The organism is Sinorhizobium sojae CCBAU 05684 (assembly GCF_002288525.1).
Classification (GTDB): Bacteria; Pseudomonadota; Alphaproteobacteria; order Rhizobiales; family Rhizobiaceae; genus Sinorhizobium; species Sinorhizobium sojae.
Genome location: NZ_CP023068.1, coordinates 858,366 through 883,714 on the forward strand (window position 1 = coordinate 858,366; position 25,349 = coordinate 883,714).

17 protein-coding genes are annotated in these 25,349 nt (G+C 62.5%); 4 read left to right on the plus strand and 13 right to left on the minus strand.

Annotated elements, in window-relative coordinates; translation table 11 throughout:
* Positions 1 to 130: 130 nt before the first annotated feature.
* Positions 131 to 1,507, minus strand: coding sequence for an aspartate aminotransferase family protein (locus SJ05684_RS21580; RefSeq protein ID WP_034858022.1), 1,377 nt, complete (start codon positions 1,505 to 1,507; stop codon positions 131 to 133).
* Positions 1,508 to 1,520: 13 nt separating this feature from the next.
* Entirely contained in the window at positions 1,521 to 2,357 is an 837-nt protein-coding gene (locus tag SJ05684_RS21585) for a GNAT family N-acetyltransferase (RefSeq protein ID WP_034858020.1), read from the minus strand.
* Between the two features lie 311 nt (positions 2,358 to 2,668).
* Between SJ05684_RS21585 and SJ05684_RS21590 the strand changes: the two genes are divergently transcribed.
* Both SJ05684_RS21590 and SJ05684_RS21595 read left to right on the plus strand, forming a co-directional pair.
* A complete protein-coding gene (locus SJ05684_RS21590; protein ID WP_034858019.1) occupies positions 2,669 to 3,337 on the plus strand; it encodes a haloacid dehalogenase type II in 669 nt (222 codons plus the stop codon).
* A gap of 23 nt (positions 3,338 to 3,360) precedes the next feature.
* Complete coding sequence (locus tag SJ05684_RS21595; RefSeq protein ID WP_034858017.1) at positions 3,361 to 4,635, plus strand: NAD(P)/FAD-dependent oxidoreductase; 1,275 nt, start codon at positions 3,361 to 3,363, stop codon at positions 4,633 to 4,635.
* On the opposite strand, the gene SJ05684_RS21600 is transcribed toward SJ05684_RS21595, so the two are convergent.
* Positions 4,629 to 5,564 carry a LysR family transcriptional regulator gene (locus SJ05684_RS21600; RefSeq protein WP_034858015.1) on the minus strand — a complete coding sequence of 312 codons (936 nt, stop codon included), beginning with the start codon at positions 5,562 to 5,564 and terminating at the stop codon, positions 4,629 to 4,631. The genes SJ05684_RS21595 and SJ05684_RS21600 overlap by 7 nt on opposite strands.
* A 118-nt stretch (positions 5,565 to 5,682) precedes the next feature.
* Here SJ05684_RS21600 and SJ05684_RS21605 point away from each other — a divergent pair, with 118 nt between their 5' ends.
* Together SJ05684_RS21605 and SJ05684_RS21610 are read left to right on the plus strand one after the other, a co-directional pair.
* Entirely contained in the window at positions 5,683 to 6,294 is a 612-nt protein-coding gene (locus tag SJ05684_RS21605; protein ID WP_034858013.1) for a glutathione S-transferase family protein, read from the plus strand.
* A gap of 13 nt (positions 6,295 to 6,307) precedes the next feature.
* On the plus strand, positions 6,308 to 7,255 hold the full coding sequence (locus SJ05684_RS21610; protein WP_034858012.1) for a pyridoxamine 5'-phosphate oxidase family protein: 948 nt from the start codon (positions 6,308 to 6,310) through the stop codon (positions 7,253 to 7,255).
* 7 nt (positions 7,256 to 7,262) lie between these two features.
* Here SJ05684_RS21610 and SJ05684_RS21615 read toward each other — a convergent pair whose 3' ends face one another.
* The 10 genes from SJ05684_RS21615 to SJ05684_RS21660 all read right to left on the minus strand — a co-directional run bounded on the left by SJ05684_RS21615 (position 7,263) and on the right by SJ05684_RS21660 (position 25,348).
* Positions 7,263 to 8,720 carry an NAD-dependent succinate-semialdehyde dehydrogenase gene (locus SJ05684_RS21615; protein ID WP_034858011.1) on the minus strand — a complete coding sequence of 486 codons (1,458 nt, stop codon included), beginning with the start codon at positions 8,718 to 8,720 and terminating at the stop codon, positions 7,263 to 7,265.
* Between the two features lie 16 nt (positions 8,721 to 8,736).
* Positions 8,737 to 9,780 carry a tartrate dehydrogenase gene (locus tag SJ05684_RS21620; RefSeq protein WP_034858010.1) on the minus strand — a complete coding sequence of 348 codons (1,044 nt, stop codon included), beginning with the start codon at positions 9,778 to 9,780 and terminating at the stop codon, positions 8,737 to 8,739.
* Positions 9,781 to 9,885: 105 nt separating this feature from the next.
* A complete protein-coding gene (locus SJ05684_RS21625; protein WP_034858008.1) occupies positions 9,886 to 11,349 on the minus strand; it encodes an aldehyde dehydrogenase family protein in 1,464 nt (487 codons plus the stop codon).
* A 479-nt stretch (positions 11,350 to 11,828) separates the two neighbouring features.
* Entirely contained in the window at positions 11,829 to 12,314 is a 486-nt protein-coding gene (bfr, locus tag SJ05684_RS21630; RefSeq protein WP_034858006.1) for a bacterioferritin, read from the minus strand.
* 531 nt (positions 12,315 to 12,845) lie between these two features.
* Positions 12,846 to 13,694, minus strand: coding sequence for a Hint domain-containing protein (locus SJ05684_RS21635; RefSeq protein ID WP_034858004.1), 849 nt, complete (start codon positions 13,692 to 13,694; stop codon positions 12,846 to 12,848).
* Between the two features lie 212 nt (positions 13,695 to 13,906).
* Positions 13,907 to 19,435, minus strand: coding sequence for a DUF4082 domain-containing protein (locus SJ05684_RS21640; protein ID WP_374193096.1), 5,529 nt, complete (start codon positions 19,433 to 19,435; stop codon positions 13,907 to 13,909).
* A 784-nt stretch (positions 19,436 to 20,219) separates the two neighbouring features.
* Positions 20,220 to 21,608: an HlyD family type I secretion periplasmic adaptor subunit gene (locus tag SJ05684_RS21645; RefSeq protein ID WP_034859599.1), complete on the minus strand. Its 1,389-nt coding sequence runs from the start codon at positions 21,606 to 21,608 to the stop codon at positions 20,220 to 20,222.
* Positions 21,605 to 23,749 (minus strand): peptidase domain-containing ABC transporter, encoded by a 2,145-nt coding sequence (locus SJ05684_RS21650; protein WP_034859598.1) that lies wholly within the window; start codon positions 23,747 to 23,749, stop codon positions 21,605 to 21,607. Before SJ05684_RS21650 ends, SJ05684_RS21645 begins: the two co-directional genes overlap by 4 nt.
* 30 nt (positions 23,750 to 23,779) lie before the next feature.
* Complete coding sequence (locus SJ05684_RS21655) at positions 23,780 to 24,085, minus strand: hypothetical protein (RefSeq protein ID WP_034859596.1); 306 nt, start codon at positions 24,083 to 24,085, stop codon at positions 23,780 to 23,782.
* A 30-nt stretch (positions 24,086 to 24,115) separates the two neighbouring features.
* The gene (locus SJ05684_RS21660) at positions 24,116 to 25,348 is read right to left on the minus strand and encodes a GTP-binding protein (protein WP_034859595.1); all 1,233 of its coding nucleotides are present in this window, start codon (positions 25,346 to 25,348) and stop codon (positions 24,116 to 24,118) included.
* Position 25,349 lies beyond the last annotated feature (1 nt).

A 25,349-nucleotide genomic window follows, 5' to 3' on the forward strand; every position in this document is an offset into this window, starting at 1 on the left:
TCCTGCGATCCGGCCATTTCCCGAGCTTCAGTTTGCCAGCTGTGCCGCGCGGAAGTCTCCGAAAAGACGCACTGACGCGGCACATAATTTCGAATATGACCTTTCCGCGATATACGCAGATGATCGCCCTTCAGGCCTTTAACCCGGCGCGAACGGCCGGATCCTCCAGCGTCGCGTCCAGCACCTTGCGGGTGCGCTCGACAATGCCGTCGATTTCCGCTTCGGTGCAGCAGAGCGGCGGCGCATAGCCGAGGACGCCGTTGGCGAAGGCGCGGATGACGAGACCGTTCTCCCAGGCGCGGTCGAAGATGCGCCGCGCCGGGTCGGCGGCCGCCGGCAATGGGGTCTTCTTTTCCTTGTCGGTTACGAGCTCAACGGCGGCGAGCATGCCGCGGCCGCGGACATCGCCGACGAGCGGATGGTCCTTGAGGCCCTGAAGCCCCGCCATCAGCCGTGCGCCCGCTTTGCGGCCGCTGTCCAGCAACCCGTTCTCGTAGAGCTTCAGCACTTCGAGGCCGACCGCGGCGCTGACGGGGTGGGCCGAATAGGTGTAGCCGTGGCCGACTGCTGCAGCACCGGCGCTGTCGGCGATCGTCTGGTAGATATGATCGCCCATGAAAACCGCGCCCATCGGCACATAGCCGGAGGTCAGGCCCTTCGCCACGGTCATGAAATCCGGAACGATCTCATCCTCATCGCAGGCAAAGAGCGGACCGGTGCGGCCGAAGCCGGTGATTACCTCGTCGGCCACGAAGAGGATGCCGAGTTCGTGGCAGAGCTTGCGCATCGCCTTCATCCAACCTTTGGGCGGCACCAGCACTCCGCCAGATCCCTGGATCGGCTCCGCATAGAACGCGGCGACCCGCTCTGGGCCGATCTCCTCGACCTTCCGCCTCAGTGCCGCAAGCGACGCGTCGATGATCGCCTGCGGATCGTCACCGACCGGATTGCGGTACGCATAGTGTGACGGGATCTTATGCTGCCAGTCAAAGGGGATGCCGAAGCCGGCATGAAAGGCCGGCAGCGCCGTCAGACCTGCACCAACGGTCGATGAGCCGTGATAGCCCTGCTCGACGGAGATGAACTGGTCGCGTTGCGGCTCGCCGCGGGCGATCCAGTAATAACGGATGAAGCGGATCGTGCTGTCGACGGCGTCGGAGCCGCCAAGCGTGAAGTAGACGTGATCCAGATTGCCCGGCGCCCGTTCGGCGAGTTCTGAGGCGAGCCGGATCGCGGGCTCCGATCCGAGGCCGAAATAGGCGGTCGCATAGGGCAGTTCGCGCATCTGCCGGGTTGCCGCCTCGACGATGCTCTCATGGCCATAGCCGGCATTGACGCACCAGAGGCCGGCAAAACCGTCGATCAGTTGCTTGCCCGAAGCATCGGTGACTGTCGCACCTCTGGCGGAGGCGAGCACGCGCACACCGAGTTTTTCATGGCTGCGGTAGGAAGCGACCGGATGGATGAGATGAGCGCGGTCAAGTTCGATGAGGGAATTGCTGTACATGGGACTCTCCGGGTCAGCCAAGCGCCTGGTTGGCGAGGGCGAAGGTTGTCGCGGTGGCATCGGCGGCGCGTTGATTGACCGACGTCGTCATGGCGATAGCGTCGCCGACATGGGCAAGACCCTGTTCGGTGAGCCATGGCCCGAGGCCGGTGGCTGCGATCGTATCTACCCGCAAAAATTGCCCGGGCCGCCGGGCGATGAAATGTGCTATCAATGCCTTGGCGTCGTTGAGATCGGCGGCAACGACGGGCCCGATGACTTCGCCACGGCCAAAGGGCCTGAGGGCAGAGAAGCCGCAAACGCGTCCTTCGCGGCGGATCACCGCGAATTCGCCGACCGTCGCGATATAGGCGATGAGGTCGCCGCGGTCTGCGCCGAAGGCGCCGCGGTCGAGTTCGGCAATGGCTGTGACGTCGGACGCGTTCGCGGGCTCCACGCCTGCCGGCGCGGCCGTTTCGCGAACGACGCCCTGTTGCTGCAGCACGCGCCCCGTCTCCCGGAAGCCGACCTTCTCGTAAAGCGGCAGACCTTCCGCAGTGGCCACCAGCCGCAGCGGGCGATTGCCGGCAATGCGCAAGGCGGCGTCCATCAGGCGGCGCCCGAGTCCGCGGCCGCGCATGGCTTCGTCGACAATCACCATATTGATGGTTGCGCAGTCCTCTTTGTAAGAGGTGACGAGCACGGTGCCGACGATCCGATCGTCCTCGACTGCGACGACGCCTTCGCTCAAGGCGAGCGCCATCTGCCAGTCCTCAGGCCGGTGCGGCCAACCCGCCTGGCGTGATAGACTGACGGCGGCATCGAGGTGTTCGGGGCTGAAGGCTATGAGATCGATCTGACGTGTCTGCATTGCGAATCTTCCTCATTTCTGACCTGGGAGTCTGGAGGATTCGCATGCGGCACATCGTCTGAAGGTCTGCGTTCGCGCGATATCTTATGGCTTTGCTGGGCCGAGCCGCCGCATCTTATGCTGGCAGGCTGCGGTGGGCTGCGGGAACTGGAGCCTCGGACAAAGCGGGGCGGGTGGGGCTCGCAAGGTTCTGCCAAAGGCGACTTTCTATACGGTAGATTCTGCTTTGATGTTCGCCAAATCAGGTGAGCCGAGGCGTTGGCCAGCGCCTATGATCATAGCATCCGGTCCCCACTACGAAGGAAATGCACATGACGACCTTCCGCCCGAAATACATCACCTTCGACTGCTACGGCACGCTGACCAACTTCCAGATGGCGGAAGCGGCCCGCGACCTCTATAGCGAGCAGCTGGACGAGCCGCGGATGGCGGAGTTCGTCAGGAATTTCGCCGCCTACCGACTCGATGAGATCCTGGGTGACTGGAAGCCCTATGCCGAGGTGGTGCACAATTCGCTCGAGCGCACCTGCAAGCGCAACGGCATCAAATTCCGCGACGAGGCCGCGCGGATGGTCTATGAACGTGTGCCGACCTGGGGTCCGCATCCGGACGTTCCGGCGGGACTCGCCAAGGTCGCCAAGGAAATTCCGCTGGTCATCCTGTCAAATGCGATGAACTCTCAGATCATGTCCAACGTCGAGAAGCTCGGCGCGCCGTTCCACAAGGTCTATACCGCCGAACAGGCGCAGGCCTACAAGCCGCGGTTCAAAGCCTTCGAATACATGCTGGACATGCTGGGTTGCGGCCCTGAGGACATCCTGCACTGCTCTTCCTCGTTCCGCTACGATCTGATGTCGGCCCATGACCTCGGCATCAAGAACAAGGTGTGGGTGAACCGCGGTCACGAGCCGGCAAATCCCTATTACGGCTATACCGAGATCGCCAACATCTCGGAACTGCCAGGCGTCGTCGGGCTCTGAACAAGGAAAATGGGCGGTCCGCCATGAAATACGTTTCCTATTGGCACGACACCGCCCCGGCCTTCGCCGGGGCCATGCAGGGCCCGGTTGACGGCCATTACGACGTCGCCATAATCGGCGGCGGCTTCACCGGGCTGGGCGCGGCCCGCCAACTCGCCAAGGCCGGCGCGAAGGTCGTCGTGCTGGAGGCGGAAAGGGTCGGTTGGGGCGCCTCCGGCCGCAATGGCGGGCATCTGAACAATGGCCTCGCTCACAGCTATCTGGCGGCAAAGGCGGAGCTCGGAAAGGAGCGGGCGATCGCCCTCTACAAGGCGCTCGACGATTCGATCGACACGCTCGAGGCACTGATTGCTGAAGAGGGCATAGACTGCAATTTCCGGCGGGCCGGAAAGCTGAAGCTCGCTTCGAAGCCCCAACACTTCGAGACGATTGCGCGAAATTTCGAAGCGGTGAATGCCGAGGTGGACGCCGATACCGACCTGCTCAGAGCGAATGAACTCAAAGACGAGGTGGGCGCCCCCTTCTTCGGGGCAATGCTTTCGAAGAAGAGCGCGATGATGCATATGGGCCGCTATGTCGTCGGTCTCGCCGACGCGGCGAGCCGTCATGGCGCGACGATCTTCGAGCACGCGGCGGTTACCGATCATCGGCGAACCGGCGGCCGACATGAGTTGATGACGGCGCGGGGGAACGTGACCGCCGACCAGGTGCTGGTCGCCACCGGCGCCTATACGCCCTCGGCTTTCGGTTATTTCCGGCGCCGCATCATCGCGGTCGGCAGCTTCATAATCGCCACCCGGCCGCTGACGGCGGCGGAGGTGCAGTCGACGATGCCGGGTAACCGCACCTGCGTCACGTCGAAGAATATCGGCAATTATTTTCGGCTTTCCCCGGACAATCGGCTGATCTTTGGCGGGCGCGCCAGGTTTTCTGCGACATCGGACCAGCGGTCGGATGCAAGGAGCGGTGCGATCCTGAAGGCGAGCCTTGCGGAGATCTTTCCGCAACTCGCCAATGTCGAGATCGATTATTGCTGGGGCGGGCTTGTCGACGTGACCAAGGACCGATACCCGCGCGCCGGCTATCAAGATGGAGTCTGGTATGCCATGGGCTATTCCGGCCACGGCGCGCAGCTTGCGACTCATCTGGGGATGATCATCGCCGACTCCATTCTCGACCGGCCGGATCGTAATCCACTGAAGGGCCTCGATTGGCCGGCTGTGCCGGGACATTTCGGCAAGCCCTGGTTTCTGCCGCTGGTTGGCATGTACTACAAGATGCTGGACCGGATTCAGTAGCCGTACCAAGGCGGCGTTTCCGGCGGCAGCCCCGCATCGACGCCCGCGCGGCGGCGGAAACGCTCGGTCGCGAAATCCACGAAAGCACGTATGCGAGCCGAGACTCTGCGGCCCTCCGCATGCACGATGTGAATCGGCACCGGCTCGCGCTCGTAATCGGCAAGCACGACATCGAGCCGGCCGGCCTCGATTTCCGGCGCTACTTGATAGGACTGAAAACGGGATAGTCCCCATCCGGCAACGGCGGCGGCGATCGCGGCATCATTGGTATTAACGATCAGGCGAGCGCCAATCGGGACCCGTATGCTATTGTCGCGTCCAAACTGCCATTCGGAATGGCCGAAAAGGCCATCGCGGCCGACCATGCGGTGGCGTGTGAGGTCTTGTGGGCTTTGTGGCTTTCCGAAGCGGGCGAAATAGTCTGGCGAGCCACAGACGACCTGCCGCACCGAGCCGATGCGGCGCGCGATGAGGCCGGAAGAGGGCAGCGCCGCGATGCGGATTGCCACATCCAGTCCTTCCTCGACAAGATTGGTCACTCGATCGACGAAGACCGTCTTGACCTGCATGGCGGGGTAGTGATCGAGAAAGTCGAGGACGATCGGCAGGACATGGATGCGCCCGAAGAGCGCCGGTGCCGTGACCGTAAGCAGCCCTGCCGGATGCGTGAAGCTGCCCGCGGCATTGGCTTCGGCTTCGGCGATTTCCGCGAGAATGCGGCGGCAGTCGGCGACATAGCCCTCGCCGGCCGCTGTCAGCTTCACCGACCGCGTCGTGCGAACCAGCAGTCTCGTGCCGATTTGTTGTTCCAGTGCGGCGATCGCCCGCGTCACCGATGGCGGGCTCATATGCAGCATCTTGGCAGCCTGGGCGAAGCTGCCGCTGTCGACCACCTGGGAAAAGATCCGCATGGCCTGCCAGCGGTCCATCGCGCCAATCCTCCGATTATTTCACAGAAAGAAATTGTCTAGTGCACTGATGGGATCTTATCAACTCCAAGAACAATAACCAATCTTCCGGCTGTTCCAGTTTCATCAGGAGGCAGTCGTGAAGCTCTATTACCATCCCCTCTCAGGCCATGCGCACCGCGCGCGGCTCTTCCTCTCGCTGCTCGGCATCGAACATGAGCTCGTGGTGGTCGATCTCGCCCGGAAAGAGCACAAGGAACCTGGCTTCCTGAAGCTCAATCCCTTTGGCCAGGTTCCGGTGCTCGCTGACGGCGGTACGATCGTCTGCGATTCGAACGCTATTCTCGTCTATCTTGCCAAGAAAACCGGGCGCATCGACTGGCTGCCGGAAGACCCGGAGGGGGCGGCCGCCATCCAGCGCTGGCTTTCCGTCGCTGCCGGCCAGATTGCCCATGGCCCGGCGCAGGCGCGCCTCATCAACGTGTTCAAGGCTGCCTATCGTGCCGATGAAGTCATACTGCGGTCGCACGCAATTCTAAGCCTGGTCGAGACGGAGCTCGAGGGCAGGGACTTTATTGCCGCCGATCGGCCGACCATCGCCGACGTGGCGCTCTACAGCTACGTGTCGCGGGCACCCGAAGGCGATGTGGATCTTCAACCCTATGCGAACATCCGCACCTGGCTCGCGCGTGTTGAGGCGCTGCCGGGCTTTGTCGAGTTCCAGAAGACCTCGGTGGGTCTGGCAGCGTAAATGGAGGTCCGCCATGGAAAGCCCCGTCCTCGTTCCTTCTCCCTGGCATCAGGGCGAGATCGCGGTGCAGCGCCTTGTCGGGGTGGAAGCTCGCATGCACGAGGTCGGCCGTCGGGTCGTGCGCGATCATCTGATCGATCAGCACCGTGAATTCTACCCCCTTCTACCGATGGTGGTGCTCGGCGCCGTCGACCCCAATGGCGACGTCTGGACAACACTGCGGTTCGGCTACCCGGGCTTCCTCCGGGCTCCGGACGCCCATACCCTGAACGTCGAACTCGCTAGGGAGCCGGCGGATCCCGCGGAGCCGGGCATGGAAGATGGTGCCGCGCTCGGCCTACTTGGGATCGATCTCGGCACGCGCCGGCGCAACCGTCTGAACGGAACCATTGCGCGCAACAGCCGCGGTTTCGATCTCGACGTCGGGCAGAGCTTCGGCAATTGTCCGAAATATATCCAGCTCAGACAGGTCCGCTACATCCGCGATCCGGTGGAGCCGCCGGCGGTGCCACCGAGGTCGAGCTTCGCACTCGACCAGACGGCCCGCGCCATCATCGCGCGAGCGGACACATTTTTCGTGGCGAGCTACGCCGACGTCGAAGTGGGCCGCCAGGTGGACGTCTCCCATCGCGGCGGCCGCGCCGGATTCGTCCATCTCGGCAAGGACGGATGGCTGACGATTCCGGATTTTCCCGGGAACCGCTTTTTCAACACGCTCGGCAATATCGCACTCAACGGGCGCGCCGGGCTCGCCTTTCCGGATTTCCAGACCGGCGGGCTCTTGCAGATGACGGGGGAGGCGGAGCTCCTGTTCGAGCACCCTGATGGCGAGCCATTCGAGGGTGCCGAACGCTACTGGCGCTTTCGTCCCCGTCGTATCGTATGGCGGGCGGACGCCGTGCCGATCCGCTACGATCTTGCCGAATGGTCGCCGTACACTCTGGCGACCGGGGTCTGGTAGATGACGGTCAGTCCAGCCCCCCGATATGGAAGCTCTTCATTTCGAGATACTCTTCAATGCCGACCTGGGCTCCCTCGCGCCCGAGCCCCGACTGCTTTACGCCGCCGAAGGGTGCGACTTCCGTGGAGATGGCACCGGTGTTGAGGCCGATCATGCCGAATTCGAGCGCTTCCCCAACGCGCCAGGAACGCTTCAGGCTCTCCGTGTAGAAATAGGCAGCGAGACCGAACGGTGTGCCGTTGGCGATCGCGATCGCTTCTTCTTCCGTTTCGAAGCGGAAGAGCGGGGCGACGGGGCCGAAGGTTTCTTCGCTCGCGAGCAGCATGTCGGTCGTCGCACCGGTCAAGACGATCGGGGCCGTGTATTGCCTGCCGTCCGGCACGGCATTGCCGCGCGCCGCGACCTTCGCGCCCTTCGCGAGAGCATCCTCGACATGCCGGTCGATCTTCTCGATCGCCGCCGCGTTGATCATCGGGCCGATTGCAATTCCGGGCTCGGTGCCCGGGCCGACCTTCATGGCGTTGACGCGGGCGCCGAGCTTCTCGGCGAAGGAGTCGTACACTGCAGCCTGTACCAGGATACGATTGGCGCAGACGCAGGTCTGGCCGCCATTGCGGAACTTGGAGACGATCGCTCCTTCCACGGCGAGATCGAGATCGGCATCGTCGAAGACGATGAACGGGGCGTTGCCGCCGAGTTCGAGGGAGAGGCGCTTGACGCTGTCGGCGGCGCCGCGCATCAACAGCGATCCGACGCGCGTCGAGCCGGTGAAGGAGATCTTGCGCACCGTCTCGTTCGCCATGAACTCGTCGCCGATCGCCGCTGGCATGCCGGTGACGATGTTGATCACCCCGGCCGGGATGCCGGCCCGCTCGGCAAGTACTCCAAGGGCAAGCGCGGAGAAGGGCGTGAATTCCGACGGCTTGATCACCACGGTGCAGCCGGCGGCGAGTGCCGGCGCGACCTTGCGGGTGATCATCGCGTTCGGGAAGTTCCAGGGCGTGATGATGGCGCAGACACCGACGGCCTCCTTCAACACGACAATGCGGCGGTCCGGTGTGGGCGAGGGGATCGTATGGCCGCCGATTCGGCGCGCTTCCTCGGCGAACCATTTGACGAAGGACGCGCCGTACCGGATTTCGCCTCGCGCCTCGTCGAGCGGCTTTCCCTGCTCCAGGGTCAGGAGCAGCGCCAGATCCTCGAGGTTCTCGATCATCAACGCGTACCAGCGCTCGAGCAGGGCGGCCCGTTCCGCATGCGTCTTCTTCTTCCAGGGTCCGAATGCGGCGTTGGCCGCGTCGATCGCCGCGCGCGTTTCAGCAGTCCCCATGTCCGGAACCGTGCCGAGAGTCCTCTGGCTTGCCGGTTCGACGACTTCAACGACCTCGCCCGAAGCTGCTTCGATCCATTTCCCCTCGACGAGGCCCGCCTGGCGGAAGAGATCGCGATCCGTCAAATTTTGCATGGTGTTTCCCTCATGATCAGTCGAGCGCGGCGAGCACCGCAGCTGTGATGGCTTCTGTTCTGTCTTTACCCGGCACTGTGCCGATGCCACGGCCGGTGGCTTTCTCGAGCGCGCCCATGATCGTCTGTGCGGCGTTCGTCTCTCCGAGATGCTCCAGCATCAGAGCACCGGACCAAATGGCGGCGATGGGATTGGCAATGCCGAGGTGAGCGATATCCGGGGCGGAGCCGTGCACCGGCTCGAACATCGATGGGGCGCTACGGTCCGGGTTGATATTGGCGGAGGCAGCAAAGCCGAGACCGCCTTGGATGGCTGCGCCGAGATCCGTCAGGATGTCGCCGAAGAGGTTCGAGGCGACCACGACGTCGAGGCTTTCCGGCGCCATCACCATGCGCGCAGCCATGGCGTCGATATGGTAGCTCGTCACCTCTACATCCGGGTATTCGGCAGCGAGCTTTTGCGTGACCTCATCCCAGAACACCATCGAATATTTCTGCGCATTCGATTTGGTGACGGAGGCGAGCTTCCCGCGCCGCGCCCGCGCCCGTTCGAAGCCGAAGCGAAGGATCCTTTCGACGCCGGTGCGGGTGAAGATCGAGGTTTCGACCGCGACCTCGTCCCCCGTTCCCTGATGCACACGCCCGCCGGCACCGGAATACTCGCCTTCGGTGTTCTCGCGAATGCAGAGGATGTCGAAGTTCCGAGCCCTGAGCGGCCCCTCTACGCCCGCCAGCAGCCTGTGCGGGCGGATATTGGCGTATTGCACGAAGGCCTTGCGGATCGGCAGCAGCAGGCCATGCAGCGAAATGGAATCCGGCACTTCGGCGGGCCAGCCGACAGCACCGAGCAGGATCGCGTCGAACCGGTGGAGCGTTTCAATGCCGTCCGCCGGCATCATCGCACCGGTCTCTTTGTAGAAGGCGCAGGACCAGGGAAAGGGGGTGCCGGTGAGGGTAAACCCGGAATGCCTGGCGACAGTCGAGAGTACCTGCCAGGCGGCGTCGGTCACGGCGCCGCCGATGCCGTCGCCGGGGATGAGAGCGATCGAATAGGACTTCATTGCTTCTCCCTAAGCAGGCTTCGGACGCTCGATGTTCAGACCGAGAACCTGCGATGAAACGAAAACCTAACCAGACGAAGTGTGGCTGGAGCCACGCAGGTCCGCTTAGAGGCTGATGAGCACGCTCTTGCTCTTACGATTGGCGTGGTAGGCTTCGCGACCGAGATCCTTGCCGATGCCGGAGCGCTTGTACCCGCCGGTCGGCAGGATATGGTCGCGCGAGCGGCTGTAGCGATTGACCCATACGGTGCCGGCCTGCAGCTTGCGCGTAAGACGTACGGCTCGCGAGAGGTCGCGGGTGAAAAGGCCGGCGGCAAGGCCGTAGGTCGGGTGGTCGGCAAGAGCCAGCGCCTCGTTCTCGTCGGCGAAGGTTTGCAGGGTAAGCACCGGTCCGAAGATTTCCTCGGTGATTGCCGGGGAGGAGCTTTCGCGCACGGCCATCAGCGTCGGTTGATAGAAATAGCCCGGCGCATCCATTTGGCGGCCGCCGAACAGACATTCGCCGCCTGCCGACATGGCCGCCTCGACGATGCCATGGATGCGGTTCAGTTGCCGCCTGGAAATGATCGGCGAGTATTCGGACGTCTCGTCCCAGGTCGGCCCGGCCTTCGCACCCTGCATGCGCGCAACGATCGCCTCGGCGAGCGGCGCGGCGACGCTCTCCTCGACGATCAGCCGCGATCCGGCGACGCAGGCCTGACCGGCATTGGAAAGCATGCTCTGGGCGATCGCCGCCGCCGCCTTATCGAGATCCGCATCGGCAAAGACCAGTTGCGGGCTCTTTCCGCCGAGTTCTAGCGTCATTGGCTTGACCCCGGTGCGGGCGATATTGGTCATGATCGCCGAACCGGCCGCCGTCGAGCCGGTGAAGCTAACTTTCGCGATGTCCGGATGACCGGTGATCGCGTTGCCGGTCACCGGTCCATCGCCGAGCACGACATTAATGAGGCCCGCCGGAATGCCAGCGCGGATCGCGAGTTCGGCGAGGAATATGGTCGAAAACGGCGTCATTTCCGATGGCTTCAGGACCACCGCATTGCCGGCAGCAAGCGCCGGCCCGAGCTTCCAGGCGGCCATGGAAACAGGAAAGTTCCACGGCGTGATGGCGCCGACGACGCCATAGGGCTCGGTCATGATCATGCCGAGATTGGCGTCGTCGGTCGGGACCACGTCGCTCCCCTCCTTGTCGGCGAATTCGGCAAAGAAGCGGATCTGCTCGGCGCTGACGGCAATGTCGCCGGCGATAAGATGGCCGACCGGTCGGGTCGAGGAAAGTGCTTCGAGCTTGGCCAGGGTTGCCGCTTCCCTTTCGATCAGGTTCGCCCAGCGCTGCAGCGCAACCGTGCGTTCGCGTGGCCGAACGCCGCCCCAGTTGCTGGCCTTGAGCGCCTGCTTCGCCGTCTCCACCGCGCGGTCGACTACGACCTCGTCGGCAAGCGGGCAGCCCGCATAGGCCTTGCCGTCGGACGGTCGGTACATGTCGATGACGCCTTGGGCCGGCACCAGCCTGTCGCCGATGAAGTGCCCGATGGGCAAGGTGACGGTGTCCGGGTCGAAACTGAGAGTCATCGCTTATCCTCGCAAGTGAGTAGAGCGAGACTAGCGGATAGGCGCGAGCAGCGTGCTTCGACTGGCGCTATCCGGACGGCGGAAAATTGCGTTTTGGGTCAGGCCGGCAGCCAATTCTTTTGCCGGGCAAGCTGACAGCGGATCCTGCCGTATATCAGCGGAACGTGTCAGCGAAGCCACGCCTGAGACATTCGGAAAAGGGCGCGAGGAAGCGCGACTGCGGCCTTGCCTCGGTCAGAAAGAGGGATGCTGACGGTCGCATATAGCCGCTGATGATAGGCGGGCCGACCACATCGGCTATGTCCAGGGAGGCCCCTATCCGGTGCAGTTTCGGGATCGGCGAAGGATATCGTTCTGGAAGTTTGGAGGGGCGGCCTCGGCCCCCAGATGTGTTTTCGCCGCGGTTGGTGGAGCGGCGAGGCAGCGAAACGCATGAGGATGCGCGGCCGATCGATCGTCGAATTGGCCGCGCCGCCGGTTCATTCGGCGCTGTCGGCGGAATCCGCGTTGAGCTGGCCGTATTTTTCCACGCCGAGCTTGTCGAGGAGTTCGAGCTGCGTCTCCAGAAAGTCGATGTGGCCTTCCTCGTCGGCGAGCAACTCCTCGAAGAGCTTCATCGACACGTAGTCACCGGCCTGATTGCAGATGTCTCGCGAAGCCTTGTAGGAGGTGCGGGCGTCGTATTCACCGGCGAGGTCCGCCTCCAGAACTTCCTTTATGTTCTGGCCTATGCGCAAGGGCGCGACGGTCTGCAGGTTCGGATGCCCTTCAAGAAAGATGATGCGTGCGACGAGCTTGTCCGCATGCTGCATCTCTTCGATCGATTCGGCGCGCTCTTTTTTTGCGAGCTTCGTGTAACCCCAGTCTTCGAGCAGCCGGTAATGCAGCCAATATTGGTTTACCGCTCCGAGTTCCAGGAATAGCGCTTCATTGAGCCGCTCGATGACTTGGGAATCACCCTTCATGAAATAGGTCCTTCTTGCGAGGTTGTGCGCTAGAGCAAATAGACTCAACTTCGGCGCTTGTCGAGTGTCGTTTTAGAATGATTCTAAATATTGTCGGAGCCTTTGCAACAGCGACCTACGCGCGCAGGTCAGACGGTGCGTTGCTTTTCATCGTTGCCCTTCGAAAGTTGCGCACCGCCGAAGGTTAGCTCTACCTTTCGTGCCAATCCCAATATCAAAGTTCGCCAATGGCACGATTCGAGCCCGCCAGCGCCGCGCCTCTTTCACACGTGACGTCTGGAGCGTCAGCGAAGGGTGCGGTTCGCCCGCGACCGGAGCTTGCAGAGGGGATGTCCGCGCGCCCATTTGCGATAGCAATGTCGCTTAGCAGAGCTCGCCTTGAGCGTGGCAGTCTGAGCATAGAAAGACGGCGATCGGAAGATCTTACATTCGCCAAAAACTCAAGGTGCGGCACCTTTTTGACCGCTTTGGCGGCACTGTTGGTGCATCTGGAAAGGCCACCAGCAGAGATGGCTGGCGCTCGCCTCTGGTTCAGCAGAATATTTTTTCGCTGCGGGCTGCGATCTTTTCGTAGGTGTCCTGCAACGCGGAACGGGGTCGCACGCGGTGACCCGTCGCAAGCCGCAACAGCGCCTTCAAATGCTCCCTGCCACCACAGCCGACTATCGGTGCGAAGGGAGCCATGGTGGCGTCCTGGTCACCCGGATAGAGCCGAGCAAATTCGGCGAAGTTTGCGAAGCGTTCGAAGTTGCGCTCCTCGAGGAGGAAAGTCTCGACCGGAGCACCCTCAGCAAAGATCACGTCATGCGTATCGAGCATGATCTGGAAATACTCGATCGATTCTCGATCATCCACCCGAGCTGTTGCAATAGACGCGCCGTTCACGAGATCGGTTGCCCTCATGAGCACACCGTCGATGAACAGGGCGTGTCCAGGGGACACATAGAGCTCCCTGTGCGGTGAGTGTCCGTCGATGGCGTGGCAGGAGATCCGGATCGGAAGTGTGTCCTCATTCCAGCGCAGACCACTCCGTCGATAGCGATGGCGACCGATCCATTTCACAGGCCGTGCTTCGCCGTGCACCGTCTGCACGAGATCGCCGATGCGAAGATCCTCGATGCAAACCTCGCCCGTGGGCGTCAGGATGGCGGTGCCACGAAGGAGGCACATCGGGCGGCCGCCCTTTCCGTGGCCATTCGCATTGCCCCGGCCTGGTTTGCCATTCCCGAACCACGGTTTCCATTTCGCTTCGGCCGAGTTCGGAAGAGCGATGCCGGCGAGCGCTCCCAAGGTGGCTATTCTGGCGCCAACAGCGGCTGCAAGGCCGATGAAGTGTCGCCTTGCCCGGTTGACTTCAGAGTGTTTACCCTTGCGGACCATCACGCCGACTCCTTCTGCGCGCTTCTGTGGTATCTATCTTGCCACGTCGCGATTGGAGGTAGAAACTCTCAGTTCGGTGGAAGCGTACCGCAAATGAAGGAGGCGCATACCGTCTTGCGGTGAGGCTGATACGCTCGGATGTACCGTGGGAGCGTCAGAGCCATCGCTGGAACTCTTGAGGTCGTTGAGCCTCACGCCGCAATCTTAAAGCTTCAAGCAATAAGTTGCGGTTGGAATACCACGTCGGCCCAATAATTTGCGGCGGCAAAGGTGTTGGTCGGGAAGAGGCCCGTGCTGGCCGTTCCGCCATAGGCGTAAACGCCGTTGCCGCCTGAAGCGGAACTCGCCGGTGCCGTAATCGGTCCGCTCGTGACGGGGCTGGTAAAGAAGTTGTCGGTAGCGACGTAGGCCCCGGTCGTGTGGTAGGAGGCGACGTAGGTGGTATTGGCGGCGATGGAGACGGGCGTTGCCAAAATGACGGTTTGCCAGCCGCTTGCCGCGGTATTGGTGAAAGTGGCGCTGGCGAGCTTGGTCCCCGTGGCCGTCCACAGGTCGAGCACGTTCTGGCCGGTGTCGCTGGCGCTGCGATAAAATTTGAGGGCGGTGATCTCGCCGGCAACGTCGGACTGGAATTTGACGCCGACCTCGAGCTGTTGACCGTCGTTGAGGCTCGTCTGGGCGGGCGTGTCGGAGGGGCTGAACAGGCTGTAGGTAGTGGGAGCGGTCGAGACAGTGACGTTGAAGGTTTCGCTGGCGGCGAGGCTGCCGAGATCGGTCGCCGTAACCTTGATGCCGATCGTGCCCGCATCGGCCGATGTAGGCGTGCCGCTGAAAGTCCGGGTCGGGGCGTTGAAGCTCAGCCAGGCGGGAAGCGGCGAACCGCTGGTGGTGGTCGCCGCATAGGTGAGCGCGTCACCGCTGTCGACATCGGCGAAGGTGTTGGCCGGCAGCACCAGCGAGAAGGCCGAACCGACGGTGGCGTTCTGATTGGCGGTCTGGGCGGCAAGCACCGGCGCGTCGTTGGCGCCGTGGATGGTAACGGTGAGCGTTGCCGAGGCGGTGGCGCCGGCCGTGTCGCGCATCGTGTAGCTGAAAACGTCGGTGATCGTGTTGGTCGACTGCCGCAGGGCCTGCACGGCAGAATCGTTCTCGTTGATGGTGTAGGTGAAGGACCCCGAGGCATTGAGCACAAGGCTGCCATGGGCGCCGGCGAGCGCCGTTCCGAGCGTGCCGTTCGTCGTCCCGAAGCGGACCGCGCTGACGGTCTTCGTATCGCCGGCATCGGGATCGGTGTCGTTGGTGAGCACATTGCCGGTGGCGGTCGTACCGCCTGAGCCATTGAGAACACCGCCCTTCTCGGTGGCGTCAGCCGTATCGGCTATCGCCATCGGCGCCGTGTTAGAGGTCGACGGCCTGAAGACCACATCGGCGAAGAAATTAGTGCCTTTTGAAGCCCTGTTCGGGAAAACGCCGCTGGTGCTGGTGCCACCATAACGGAAGACGCCGTTGCCGCTGGCCGGGGCTGTCAGCGGCCCATTCGTAACGGCGCTGGTAAAGAAGTTGTCGGTAGCGACGTAGGCCCCAGTCGTGTGGTAGGAGGCGACGTAGGTGGTATTGGCAGCGATGGAGACGGCCGTTGCCAAAGTGACGGTTTGCCACCCGCTTGCCGCAGTATTGGTGAAGGTGGCGCTAGCGAGCTTGGTCCCCGTGGCCGTCCAGAGGTCGAGCACGTTCTGGCCGGTATCGCTGGCGCTGCGATAGAATTTGAGGGCGGTGATCTCGCCGGCGACGTTGGCCTGGAACTTGAGTCCAGCCTCGATCTGCCGACCGTCGTTGAGGCTCGTCTGGGCGGGCGTGTCGGAGGGGCTGAACAGGCTGTAGGTAGTGGGAGCGGTCGAGACAGTGACGTTGAAGGTTTCGCTGGCGGCGAGGCTGCCGAGATCGGTCGCCGTAACCTTGATGCCGATCGTGCCCGCATCGGCCGATGTAGGCGTGCCGCTGAAAGTCCGGGTCGGGGCGTTGAAGCTCAGCCAGGCGGGAAGCGGCGAACCGCTGGTGGTGGTCGCCGCATAGGTGAGCGCGTCACCGCTGTCGACATCGGCGAAGGTGTTGGCCGGCAGCACCAGCGAGAAGGCCGAACCGACGGTGGCGTTCTGATTGGCGGTCTGGGCGGCAAGCACCGGCGCGTCGTTGGCGCCGTGGATGGTAACGGTGAGCGTTGCCGAGGCGGTGGCGCCGGCCGTGTCGCGCATCGTGTAGCTGAAAACGTCGGTGATCGTGTTGGTCGACTGCCGCAGGGCCTGCACGGCAGAATCGTTCTCGTTGATGGTGTAGGTGAAGGACCCCGAGGCATTGAGCACAAGGCTGCCATGGGCGCCGGCGAGCGCCGTTCCGAGCGTGCCGTTCGTCGTCCCGAAGCGGACCGCGCTGACGGTCTTCGTATCGCCGGCATCGGGATCGGTGTCGTTGGTGAGCACATTGCCGGTGGCGGTCGTACCACCTGAGCCATTGAGAACGCCGCCCTTCTCGGTGGCGTCAGCCGTATCGGCGATCGCTGTTGGCGCCGCGTTCGGCGTCGTCGACACGGTGATGTTGAAGGTTTCGCTGGCGGCGAGGCTGCCGAGATCGGTCGCCGTAACCTTGATGCCGATCGTGCCCGCATCGGCCGATGTAGGCGTGCCGCTGAAAGTCCGGGTCGGGGCGTTGAAGCTCAGCCAGGCGGGAAGCGGCGAACCGCTGGTGGTGGTCGCCGCATAGGTGAGCGCGTCAGCGCTGTCGACATCGGCGAAGGTGTTGGCCGGCAGCACCAGCGAGAAGGCCGAACCGACGGTGGCGTTCTGATTGGCGGTCTGGGCGGCAAGCACCGGCGCGTCGTTGGCGCCGTGGATGGTAACGGTGAGCGTTGCCGAGGCGGTGGCGCCGGCCGTGTCGCGCATCGTGTAGCTGAAAACGTCGGTGATCGTGTTGGTCGACTGCCGCAGGGCCTGCACGGCAGAATCGTTCTCGTTGATGGTGTAGGTGAAGGACCCCGAGGCATTGAGCACAAGGCTGCCATGGGCGCCGGCGAGCGCCGTTCCGAGCGTGCCGTTCGTCGTCCCGAAGCGGACCGCGCTGACGGTCTTCGTATCGCCGGCATCGGGATCGGTGTCGTTGGTGAGCACATTGCCGGTGGCGGTCGTACCGCCTGAGCCATTGAGAACACCGCCCTTCTCGGTGGCGTCAGCCGTATCGGCTATCGCCATCGGCGCCGTGTTAGAGGTCGATGCCGGGTTGAATAAGACGTCGACCCAGTAGTTCTCGCCGTTGAAGGTGCTGCTCGGGAAAGCACTGGCGGAACTGTAGGTGTAGACACCGGCATTCGTCGGTGCCGTAAGCGGTCCATTCGTCACGGGAGACGTGAAATAATTTCCCGTTGCCGTGTAGTGTCCGTAGTTCGTGTGGTACGAGACCACGTATGTCGTGCCAGCGGTGATCGCGATGGGGTTCGAAAAGCTCGCCGCCTGCCAACCTACCCCTGACTCGTTGGTAAAAGTGACCGTCGCCAGCTTGGTTCCCGTGCTCGACCAAAGCGACCCCGTATGTGGGCCGATATTCAAGTCGCTCTTGTAGTACCGTACGCCCGTTACGGTACCGGCCACTGAGGACTGGAACTTCATACCCACTTCGATCGGCTTGGCATCAACATCCGGCACGATAGGCGGTGTGACCGAAGCGGGAAAGAAGTTGTTACCGGTGACGGTCACGGTGCGGCCGGCGCCGGGGGTCTCCAGATTGACGCTGTCGTCCACCGCCCGGGTCTTGATGGTGAAGGTGCCGGCTCTCGGCGTTACCCAGCTATATGTCCAGTTTTCGTCCCCCACCGCCCGATGCCAAGTTGCGCCGCCATCGGTCGAAACCTCGACCGCTGCGATAACGCCACCGACGTCGGATGCAGTTCCGCTGATGGTGACGGCAGCGCCCACCTTCAGTGCGGTCCCGTCATTCGGCGCGGTAATGGATGACACCGGCTTTGTGGCATCCGTCGACTGGCTTGCTGACACCAGTCCGGCCTCCAGCGTGCCAGGCTGGATCCCCATGTCGGCCAGCAGATTGACCATCGCCTGCTTGACCCGCGGGTCGACCGGAGTGGCCTCCAGGTCATGGTTGGCATCGAGCCCCCACGCCCAGTAAACCGTGCCGGCGCTGAACACCAGGGCGCCGCTAGGAGCTCGGTAAAGCGTCAGATTGTGCGTCGCGGTGGCCGGTCCAGTAACCGTTCCGTAGTCCAATAGATACTGGTTCACAGGCAATGTTGTCGACGACAGTTCGATGAGGCCGGCGGGACGGAAGCCATTGTCGGGCGACGCATCCCATTCATATCCGAGATAGTTCCGCTCGAGGGTTGCCGTCTGGCCCGGTTGCAGGTTTGCCACGCTGGTATTGCGCCAGAAGCGCAGATTGGCATCGTCATACGGGATGGTGATCGCATCGCTTCGGTACGAGTCGACCTGGAACATGGTGCCCGTCAGGGCATTCTCCGGCCGCCCTCCGCCCACCGCAGTCGGTGAGACGAACCGCGGATCCCGGTAGGTTCCGGTCCATTGGTTATCCGGATCAATGGGGCCGGCCCTGGTCTCCTTGTAGCACACCAGGGTGCGATAGGGTTGGGCGCCTGCACTGATGCTGGGAGCAAAGCGCGTCGCCCAGTAGACCTCGTTTCCGCTCCAGAAGCAGAGGTTGACACCAGCGTCCCGCGCTGCCTCGACGTTGGCGCGCTGTTGTCCCGACCAATATTCGTCATGTCCCACGCTTAGGAACATCTTGTGGTTCTGGATCAGACTGCCGAGGCGATCGGAGTCCATTCCGGCCATATAGGAAACGTCATAGCCGTTCATCTCCAGCCACCGGATGGCCGGATACTCGACACCGAAGATATAGTCCTGCGGCCCGGCTGAGAGGCCGCCACCCCTCGTGGTGATCGGCCGATTATAGCTAACCGCGTATGCGCGTCCTGGGGAGGAGTCGGTTGCTGGCCCGTTGCCTTGGTAAAGGTTGGCGCCACCCCAAGGATTGTAAGCCTGCCAGGTCTCATCCGAAGTTTGAAAGATGATGTCGCTTTGACTGCTGTCGTCGCGCACGATGAACGGGATGTGGTTCTGGCCTGCAACGCCGTCCTGACGCACGAGCTTGGCGAAGTAGATCCCGGACGCCGCGTCGGCCGGAATCGCCCAGGAGGCTGAAATCGACCAGTTGCCGGCGTCCACCAAACCGGTAGTGCTGTCGCGCAACGGTGTGGGCTGGTTCTGGACGCCCGTATGCTGAATGGTGGCGACCTTGCGAGCGCCCATGCCGCCATAGTAGCCAAGGCGATAGATGTCGATGCGATAGTTGCTCGAATTCGTATTGATCTTGAAACTGACGGTCTGGCCACGGTTGACGCTGATGTCGGTGGCGAAACCTTCGATGTTCGAGTCACCCGACCCGTTAATCCCCCACTCGCTCTCCGGATTGCCAGGCTTCTGGTTCTCGAGAACGATCGGGTTAGTCGCCGCGGCTGCCGCGAGGCTTTGTGAGGTGGTGGGGGCAGCCGCGCTGGTGACCAGGCCGGGCTGGATGCCGAACTGGCCTGTCATCGTCCAGGTACTGGTCTCTCCGCTGTCGGTCCAGCCTGTCAGGGGGACAAGGTTGGGCGAAAACAACGGATCGTTGGCCGAACTGCCGAATGTCCCTTGCCCGTTCGAAACATAATTTCCATCGGACATCCGCGTGCCTGGGAATTGACCGTCCGCTTGGAGCACGTTGTCGGACGATTGATCGAGAACTGACGCCTCGGCAACATCCAGGACCGGGCGCACCGAAGGATTCGCCCTGTGGATGACAACGGGGCGCGAATTCTTTGGCTCGATTGCGCCAGCGGATTCACTTCCTTCATACCCCGCCGGAGCGGGACTCTGCGGGAGAGCAAGGTCCCTGGAGTAGATGACGGGGCCGCGGACGCTGCGGTCGATGGAAGACAGCGAGAAAGCCGTCCTGAGCAAGTCTGCTCCCTGCACAACTGCGCCGCACGCTCTTGAAACAGCCGCTGGTGAGGGCGCGTCGTCGGCGTCGACCTGCCTGCGAGCGTCGGAGACAAGATGCTGGCGCCGCCTACGAGGGTCGTTGCCGGTCGTGGGAATAGCGCGAGCATCTTGCTCGTCGCGATAGGTGCGTTGCCCGGTGGCAGGCGCCCGCGGACCTTCCTCGCGGCGCAACGCGCCCCCATGCGATCTTGTCCTGCGACCGATGCGCAGCCAGCTCAAGGACGCTGGCTCGAGCAAAATTGAACGCAGATCCCCAACCGCGACCATCACCAGGCATGAGATGATCCTTTGCGAAATGGCGGCGAAATCATACATGGCCCTACTAGGGTCCTCCACGGGCTAGAAGCATAGACCAAACCGCACAAACAGACCGTAGCTATTTCTATCTCGATCAAAGGATTAAGACTGCAAGGAGGCAGGTCTTGTCCTTTCGTGGCCTATCTGAGTACCGCCAGTTAGAGGGCCCTCATGGCTCGCGGATTGCGTCATCCAAACCGCGCAGCAGGGGATAGAGAAAGTATGAAATGACGGTTCGGCGGCCAACCTTGACCTCCGCGGTCAGCGTCATGCCGGGCAGAAGGCGCACCGTTCCCGGGGGTGCGCGGAGCTGGCTGTCGCCAAGCGAAACACGCGCCTTGAAGTAAGCGGCCACCGGTTGACCGGCCGACACATCCTGCTGCGTTGGGGTAAAGGTATCGCGGCTGATCGTCCGGATGGCGCCAGAAGCAGTTCCGTATTTCTGAAACGGATAAGCATCGACCTTTATCCGGACTTCGTCGTCGACCGCCACGCGGCCAATGTCGCGGGTATTGACCGCCACTTCTGCTTCCAAGGGGACGTCGAGAGGGATAAGTGTGACCATTGGCTCCGCTTCGCGTACTATCGAGCCGACTGTCGGCTGGCCGAGATCGAGCACGACCGCGTCGGCGGGTGCAGTGAGGGCGACCATCTCACGGCGAAGTTCCATCTTCTTCAGCTCTTCGCGCACCGTCTCGCGCTTGCCGAGCAGTTCGACGAGTTGCTCCGTCGCAGCGCGGCGAAAATCCTCGATGAACGCCTGCCGGTCCGCCTTGAACCTTGCCAGGGCATGTTCGGCTTCCTCGGACTTGCCGCGCAGTTGTGACAGACTGGCGTCGACATCGAGACGCGCATCTCGCGAGCTGAGAAAATTAATGAGCGAGCCGCTCCGCTCATTCTTGTAGAGTGTTTCTCGCGCATTCTCGATCCGGGTCAGGCTCTCGCGCCGATCAAGCAGGATTGCCTCCTGCCGCTTCCCGGCCCCGATTGCCGCCAGCTGCCCGGCGATCTGCTGCTCAAAGTTCCGCAGTTGAGCGAGGTAGAAAGCGCGCCGCTGGCCGAAGAGCCGGACTTGCAGTAACGCTTCAGGCGATTGTCCCGCGATCTCGGGATAGTCCTGGCCGTCAAGTTCTGCTTCGAGGCGCTTGATCTGCGGATCGAAGGCGGCGAGCTTTGCCCGCTGCTGGTCGAAATCCGACTGACTGAATGTCGCATCGAGCTTCACGAGCGTCTGGCCAGCGCGCACCACCTCGCCGATCGCCACGTCGACCGAGCGCACGATCGATGTTTCCAGTGGCTGGAGAATGATCGTCGGCTCTGTCGTCACCAGTTTGCCAGGGGCGACGACCACTTCGTCAATGGACGAGAGTGAGGCCCATACGATGGCCGTCGCGATAAGGATCATCACGACGTAGATTGTGAGCCGGGCAATCTTCGGCGGTACCCGCTCCTCCAATTCAACCGCGTCGGATTGAAACTCTGCTATGATGGGCGTCAGCGGGTTCTCTCCGATGCGCGCAGCACCGGCTATTTCCTGCTGTTTGTCCAGCGTATTCATGCGGATTGCCTCGTCTGTTGCGACCACAGGTGACGGTAGGTCATGCAGCGCGAAACGAGATGGTCATGAGGGCCAATATCGGCGATCTTGCCGCGTTCGATGACGAGGATCGCATTGGCGTCGACAAGCGTGGACAAACGGTGCGATACGATAATGACGGTCCGTCCCTCGGCGATCTTGGCGAGGTTCTGCCTTAGGATCGCCTCGCTGTCGGGATCGAGCGCACTCGTTGCCTCGTCTAGAATGAGCAACTTCGGATCGGTGATCAACGCCCGGGCGATTGCAAGGCGTTGCTTCTGGCCGCCGGAAAGGTTTGAGGCGTTCTCCTCGAGCATGGTCTCGAAGCCGCGTGGCAATCTCTCGATGAATTCCTCTGCGCCGGCGATGCGTGCAGCTGTGGCTATCTCTTCGATGCTCGCATTCGTCCTCGCTGCGGCTATGTTCTCGCGAACCGTTCCGCGGAACAGGAAATTATCCTGCAGCACGACGCCGATGCTTCTGCGGAGGTGCACGAGGTCGATCTCACGGCTGTCATGCCCGTCGATACGGATAAGCCCTTGCTGGTTCTGATAAAGACCCTGGATGAGCCGGGTGATAGTTGTCTTGCCGGAGCCGCTTTTTCCGACGATGCCGAAGACGGAACCCGCCGGAATCGCGAAGGAAACGTAGTCGAGCGCCGGGGGGCCGTCCGGCCCATAGCGAAATGTAACCCCGTCAAACTCAATGTGTCCCTTCAGCTCGGGCCTGAGCCCGCGGCCTCGGCCGAACTGCTCGGGGCGCTCGTTCATGATTTCGCCGAGCATGCGCACGGACAGGGCCACTTCCTGGTACTCGTGGATCATGGTGACGATCTGGACGAGCGGCCCGGAAACCCGGCCGGCGAGCATATTGAATGCCACAAGTGCACCGATCGTCATCGCCCCGCTGAAGACGTCGAGCGCGCCCAGCCCGACAATGGCGACACTCATCAATTTCTCGAGGAGCCCTGTGATCGCCTGCGCGAAGGTCGAGATCTTTTCAACGCGGAACCGCACGGAGATCGACCGCGCCGATTGGTCATCCCACACCCGCCGCTGCCGCGGCTCCAGCGCCAGAGACTTGACGGTGCGCATGCCGTGGACCGTCTCCACAAGTAGGGACTGTCGATCGCCTTCGGCCTTATAGAGGGCCTGGAGCCGCCGTTGGAACGGTCCGACCAGCGCCATTACGACGAGACCCACAAGCGTGCCGAAGCCGAGCACCACGAAGGTGAGCTTGACGCTGTAGAGGGCCAGAATCGGCACGAATACCAACAGCGAAAGCCCGTCGAGCAGGGTGAGGAAGAGCCGGCCGGTCAGAAATTCGCGGATGCGCCCGGTCTGTTGCATATGCTTCACGAGAACGCCGGCGGATGCCTGTTCGAAGAGGGCGATCGGCAGGTTGAGGAGATGTCCGAACGTGCGCGTCGCCACCCTGATATCGATCTTGTTTGTCGCATAGAGCAGGAGATAGCGCCGCAGGAAGGAGAAAGCGGCGTCAAAGACGAGCGCGACTGCGACGCCTATGGTGAGAACGGTCAGAGTGGCATAGCTCTGATGCACCAGCACCTTGTCGATCACGAGCTGGAAGAAAATCGGCGTCGCGAGCCCAAGCCCGTAGAGGGCGAATGCCGCGAGGCCGACGTCCCGGAAAAGACTGCGTTGGCGGATGAACTCCGGCACGAACCAGCGTATGCCGAATGGCTGGTCACCGTCGGCAAGGCGATAGCTGCGCTTGAGGAGGACCGCGGAACCGCGCCAGGCTTTAGAAAACTGGCCCTCATTAAGGACGATGAATTCGGGGCGCTCCGCCAGCGGATCGAGAATCCGGATCACCTCCTCCTCGCCCTCGCGCGACGCGCTCGCGATGACCACCCAGTTGCCGTTTTCGAGTTGGGCAAGCACGGGGTAGGCTGCGCCCATTTGAAAGAGTGAACGCCAGGATAAATGCAGGTGCCGGGCACGCATGCCGGCATCCTTCGCCATGCGCAGGAGTTGCCGGGTCGTGACCGGCTGATCGTCCAGCGCGTAATCATGCAGCAGCCGTTCGGGCGAAAGGTCGATGCCATGATGACGGGCGACAAGGACCAGACACTGAAGACTGGTATGCGGATTGGTACTCATCACCCGCCCCAAACGTAGCCGCGCTCTAGTTCAATTGAAGTTCGGCGACGCGTTGGCGGCCGTCTGCCCCCGCTGCGTGTCGTCCGCCGGCAGTTCCTGGATATCGCCGATCCGGCGAACCGCGCCGGCTTCGACAAGACCGGTAAGCGCTTTCTGCATGAGGTCCACGGCATTGGCGAACGCGTCCACCGGCATGATGATCCGTTGCCGGAATACCGGTCTCGGATTGTTCTTCTCGTCCCGTTCGACCGCGGAGAGAGACATTACATCAATCCTGACGATTGTTCCGGTGACGGTGATTTCGCCGATACCATCGGCATAAAGTTCGGTGCTCATCCTAGACTCCTTACTGAACCGTAGGGTCGCTCAAGCGGCAGGCGCGTGCTGCCATGGTGGAAACGGATCACGCAGGTCGCGCGCAAGCTGCGGATCTAAGCCGGTTTCTGACCCAATCAGGCAATCGTCGAGCGCCGCGCGAATCCCTTCTTCGGCCAGTCCCGCGCCGATGAAGACGAGTTCCTGGCGGCGATCACCCCATACGGCGCTCCAGTGCTGGTTCAGCATTTCCCGGAACTCCGGATAGCGGGGCCAAAGCGCCCTTGGCACGGTCGCCCACCAGAGCCCCTTCGCCTCGATGCGACGCTGCGTCCCGGCGATTGACAACAGGCCGATCCAGTCGGGGCGCGTCGCCAGCCAGAAATGGCCCTTGGCACGAATAAGGCCGGTCCATTCTCTCGTCAGGAAATCCTGGAACTTTAGAGGATCGAAGGGGCGGCGCGCCTGGTAGACGAAACTGGTGATTCCGTATTCTTCGGTCTCGGGGACATGATCGCTCGCGCCATAGAGCTCCTTGTGCCACAGCGGATGCCTCGCCGACTTCGTCTCACTGAAAAGACCGGTTTCGAGGACCGCGGCAAGCGGCAGGCGGCCGAAGTCGGTCTCGACAACGCGCGCATCCGGATTAAGTGCGGCGACGATCCGGCGCACGGTGTCGCGGGTTTCGACCGGCACGTCCGAGACCTTGTTGATGACGACGACGTCTGCGAACTCGATCTGCTCGACCAGAAGGTCGACCAGGGTTCGCGTGTCATTCTCGTCGCGTGCCTCACCGCGGTCCGCGAGGAAATCCGTGCTCGAATAGTCGGAGAGCAGATTGACCGCATCGATCACCGAGACCATCGTGTCAAGGCGAGCGACGTCAGAGAGCGCGGCGCCTTTCTCGTCCCTGAAGGAGAAGGTCGCGGCGATCGGCAAGGGCTCGGCGATGCCGGTACTTTCGATCAGAAGGTAATCGAAGCGCCGGCTGGCGGCGAGCCGGCGAACTTCATTGAGCAGGTCCTCCCGAAGCGTGCAGCATATGCAGCCATTGGTCAGTTCGACCAGCGTTTCGCTCGTGCGTGAAAGATCGCCCCCCCCGCTGCGGACGAGATCCGCATCGACGCTGATTTCACTCATGTCATTGACGATCACCGCGACGCGGTACCCTTCCCGGTTCCGTAAGACATGGTTCAGGAGCGTAGTCTTGCCGGCCCCCAGAAAACCGGCGAGCACCGTCACCGGCAGGCGATCATCGCGCACTGTTCGAGGCTCCGTCTCCATC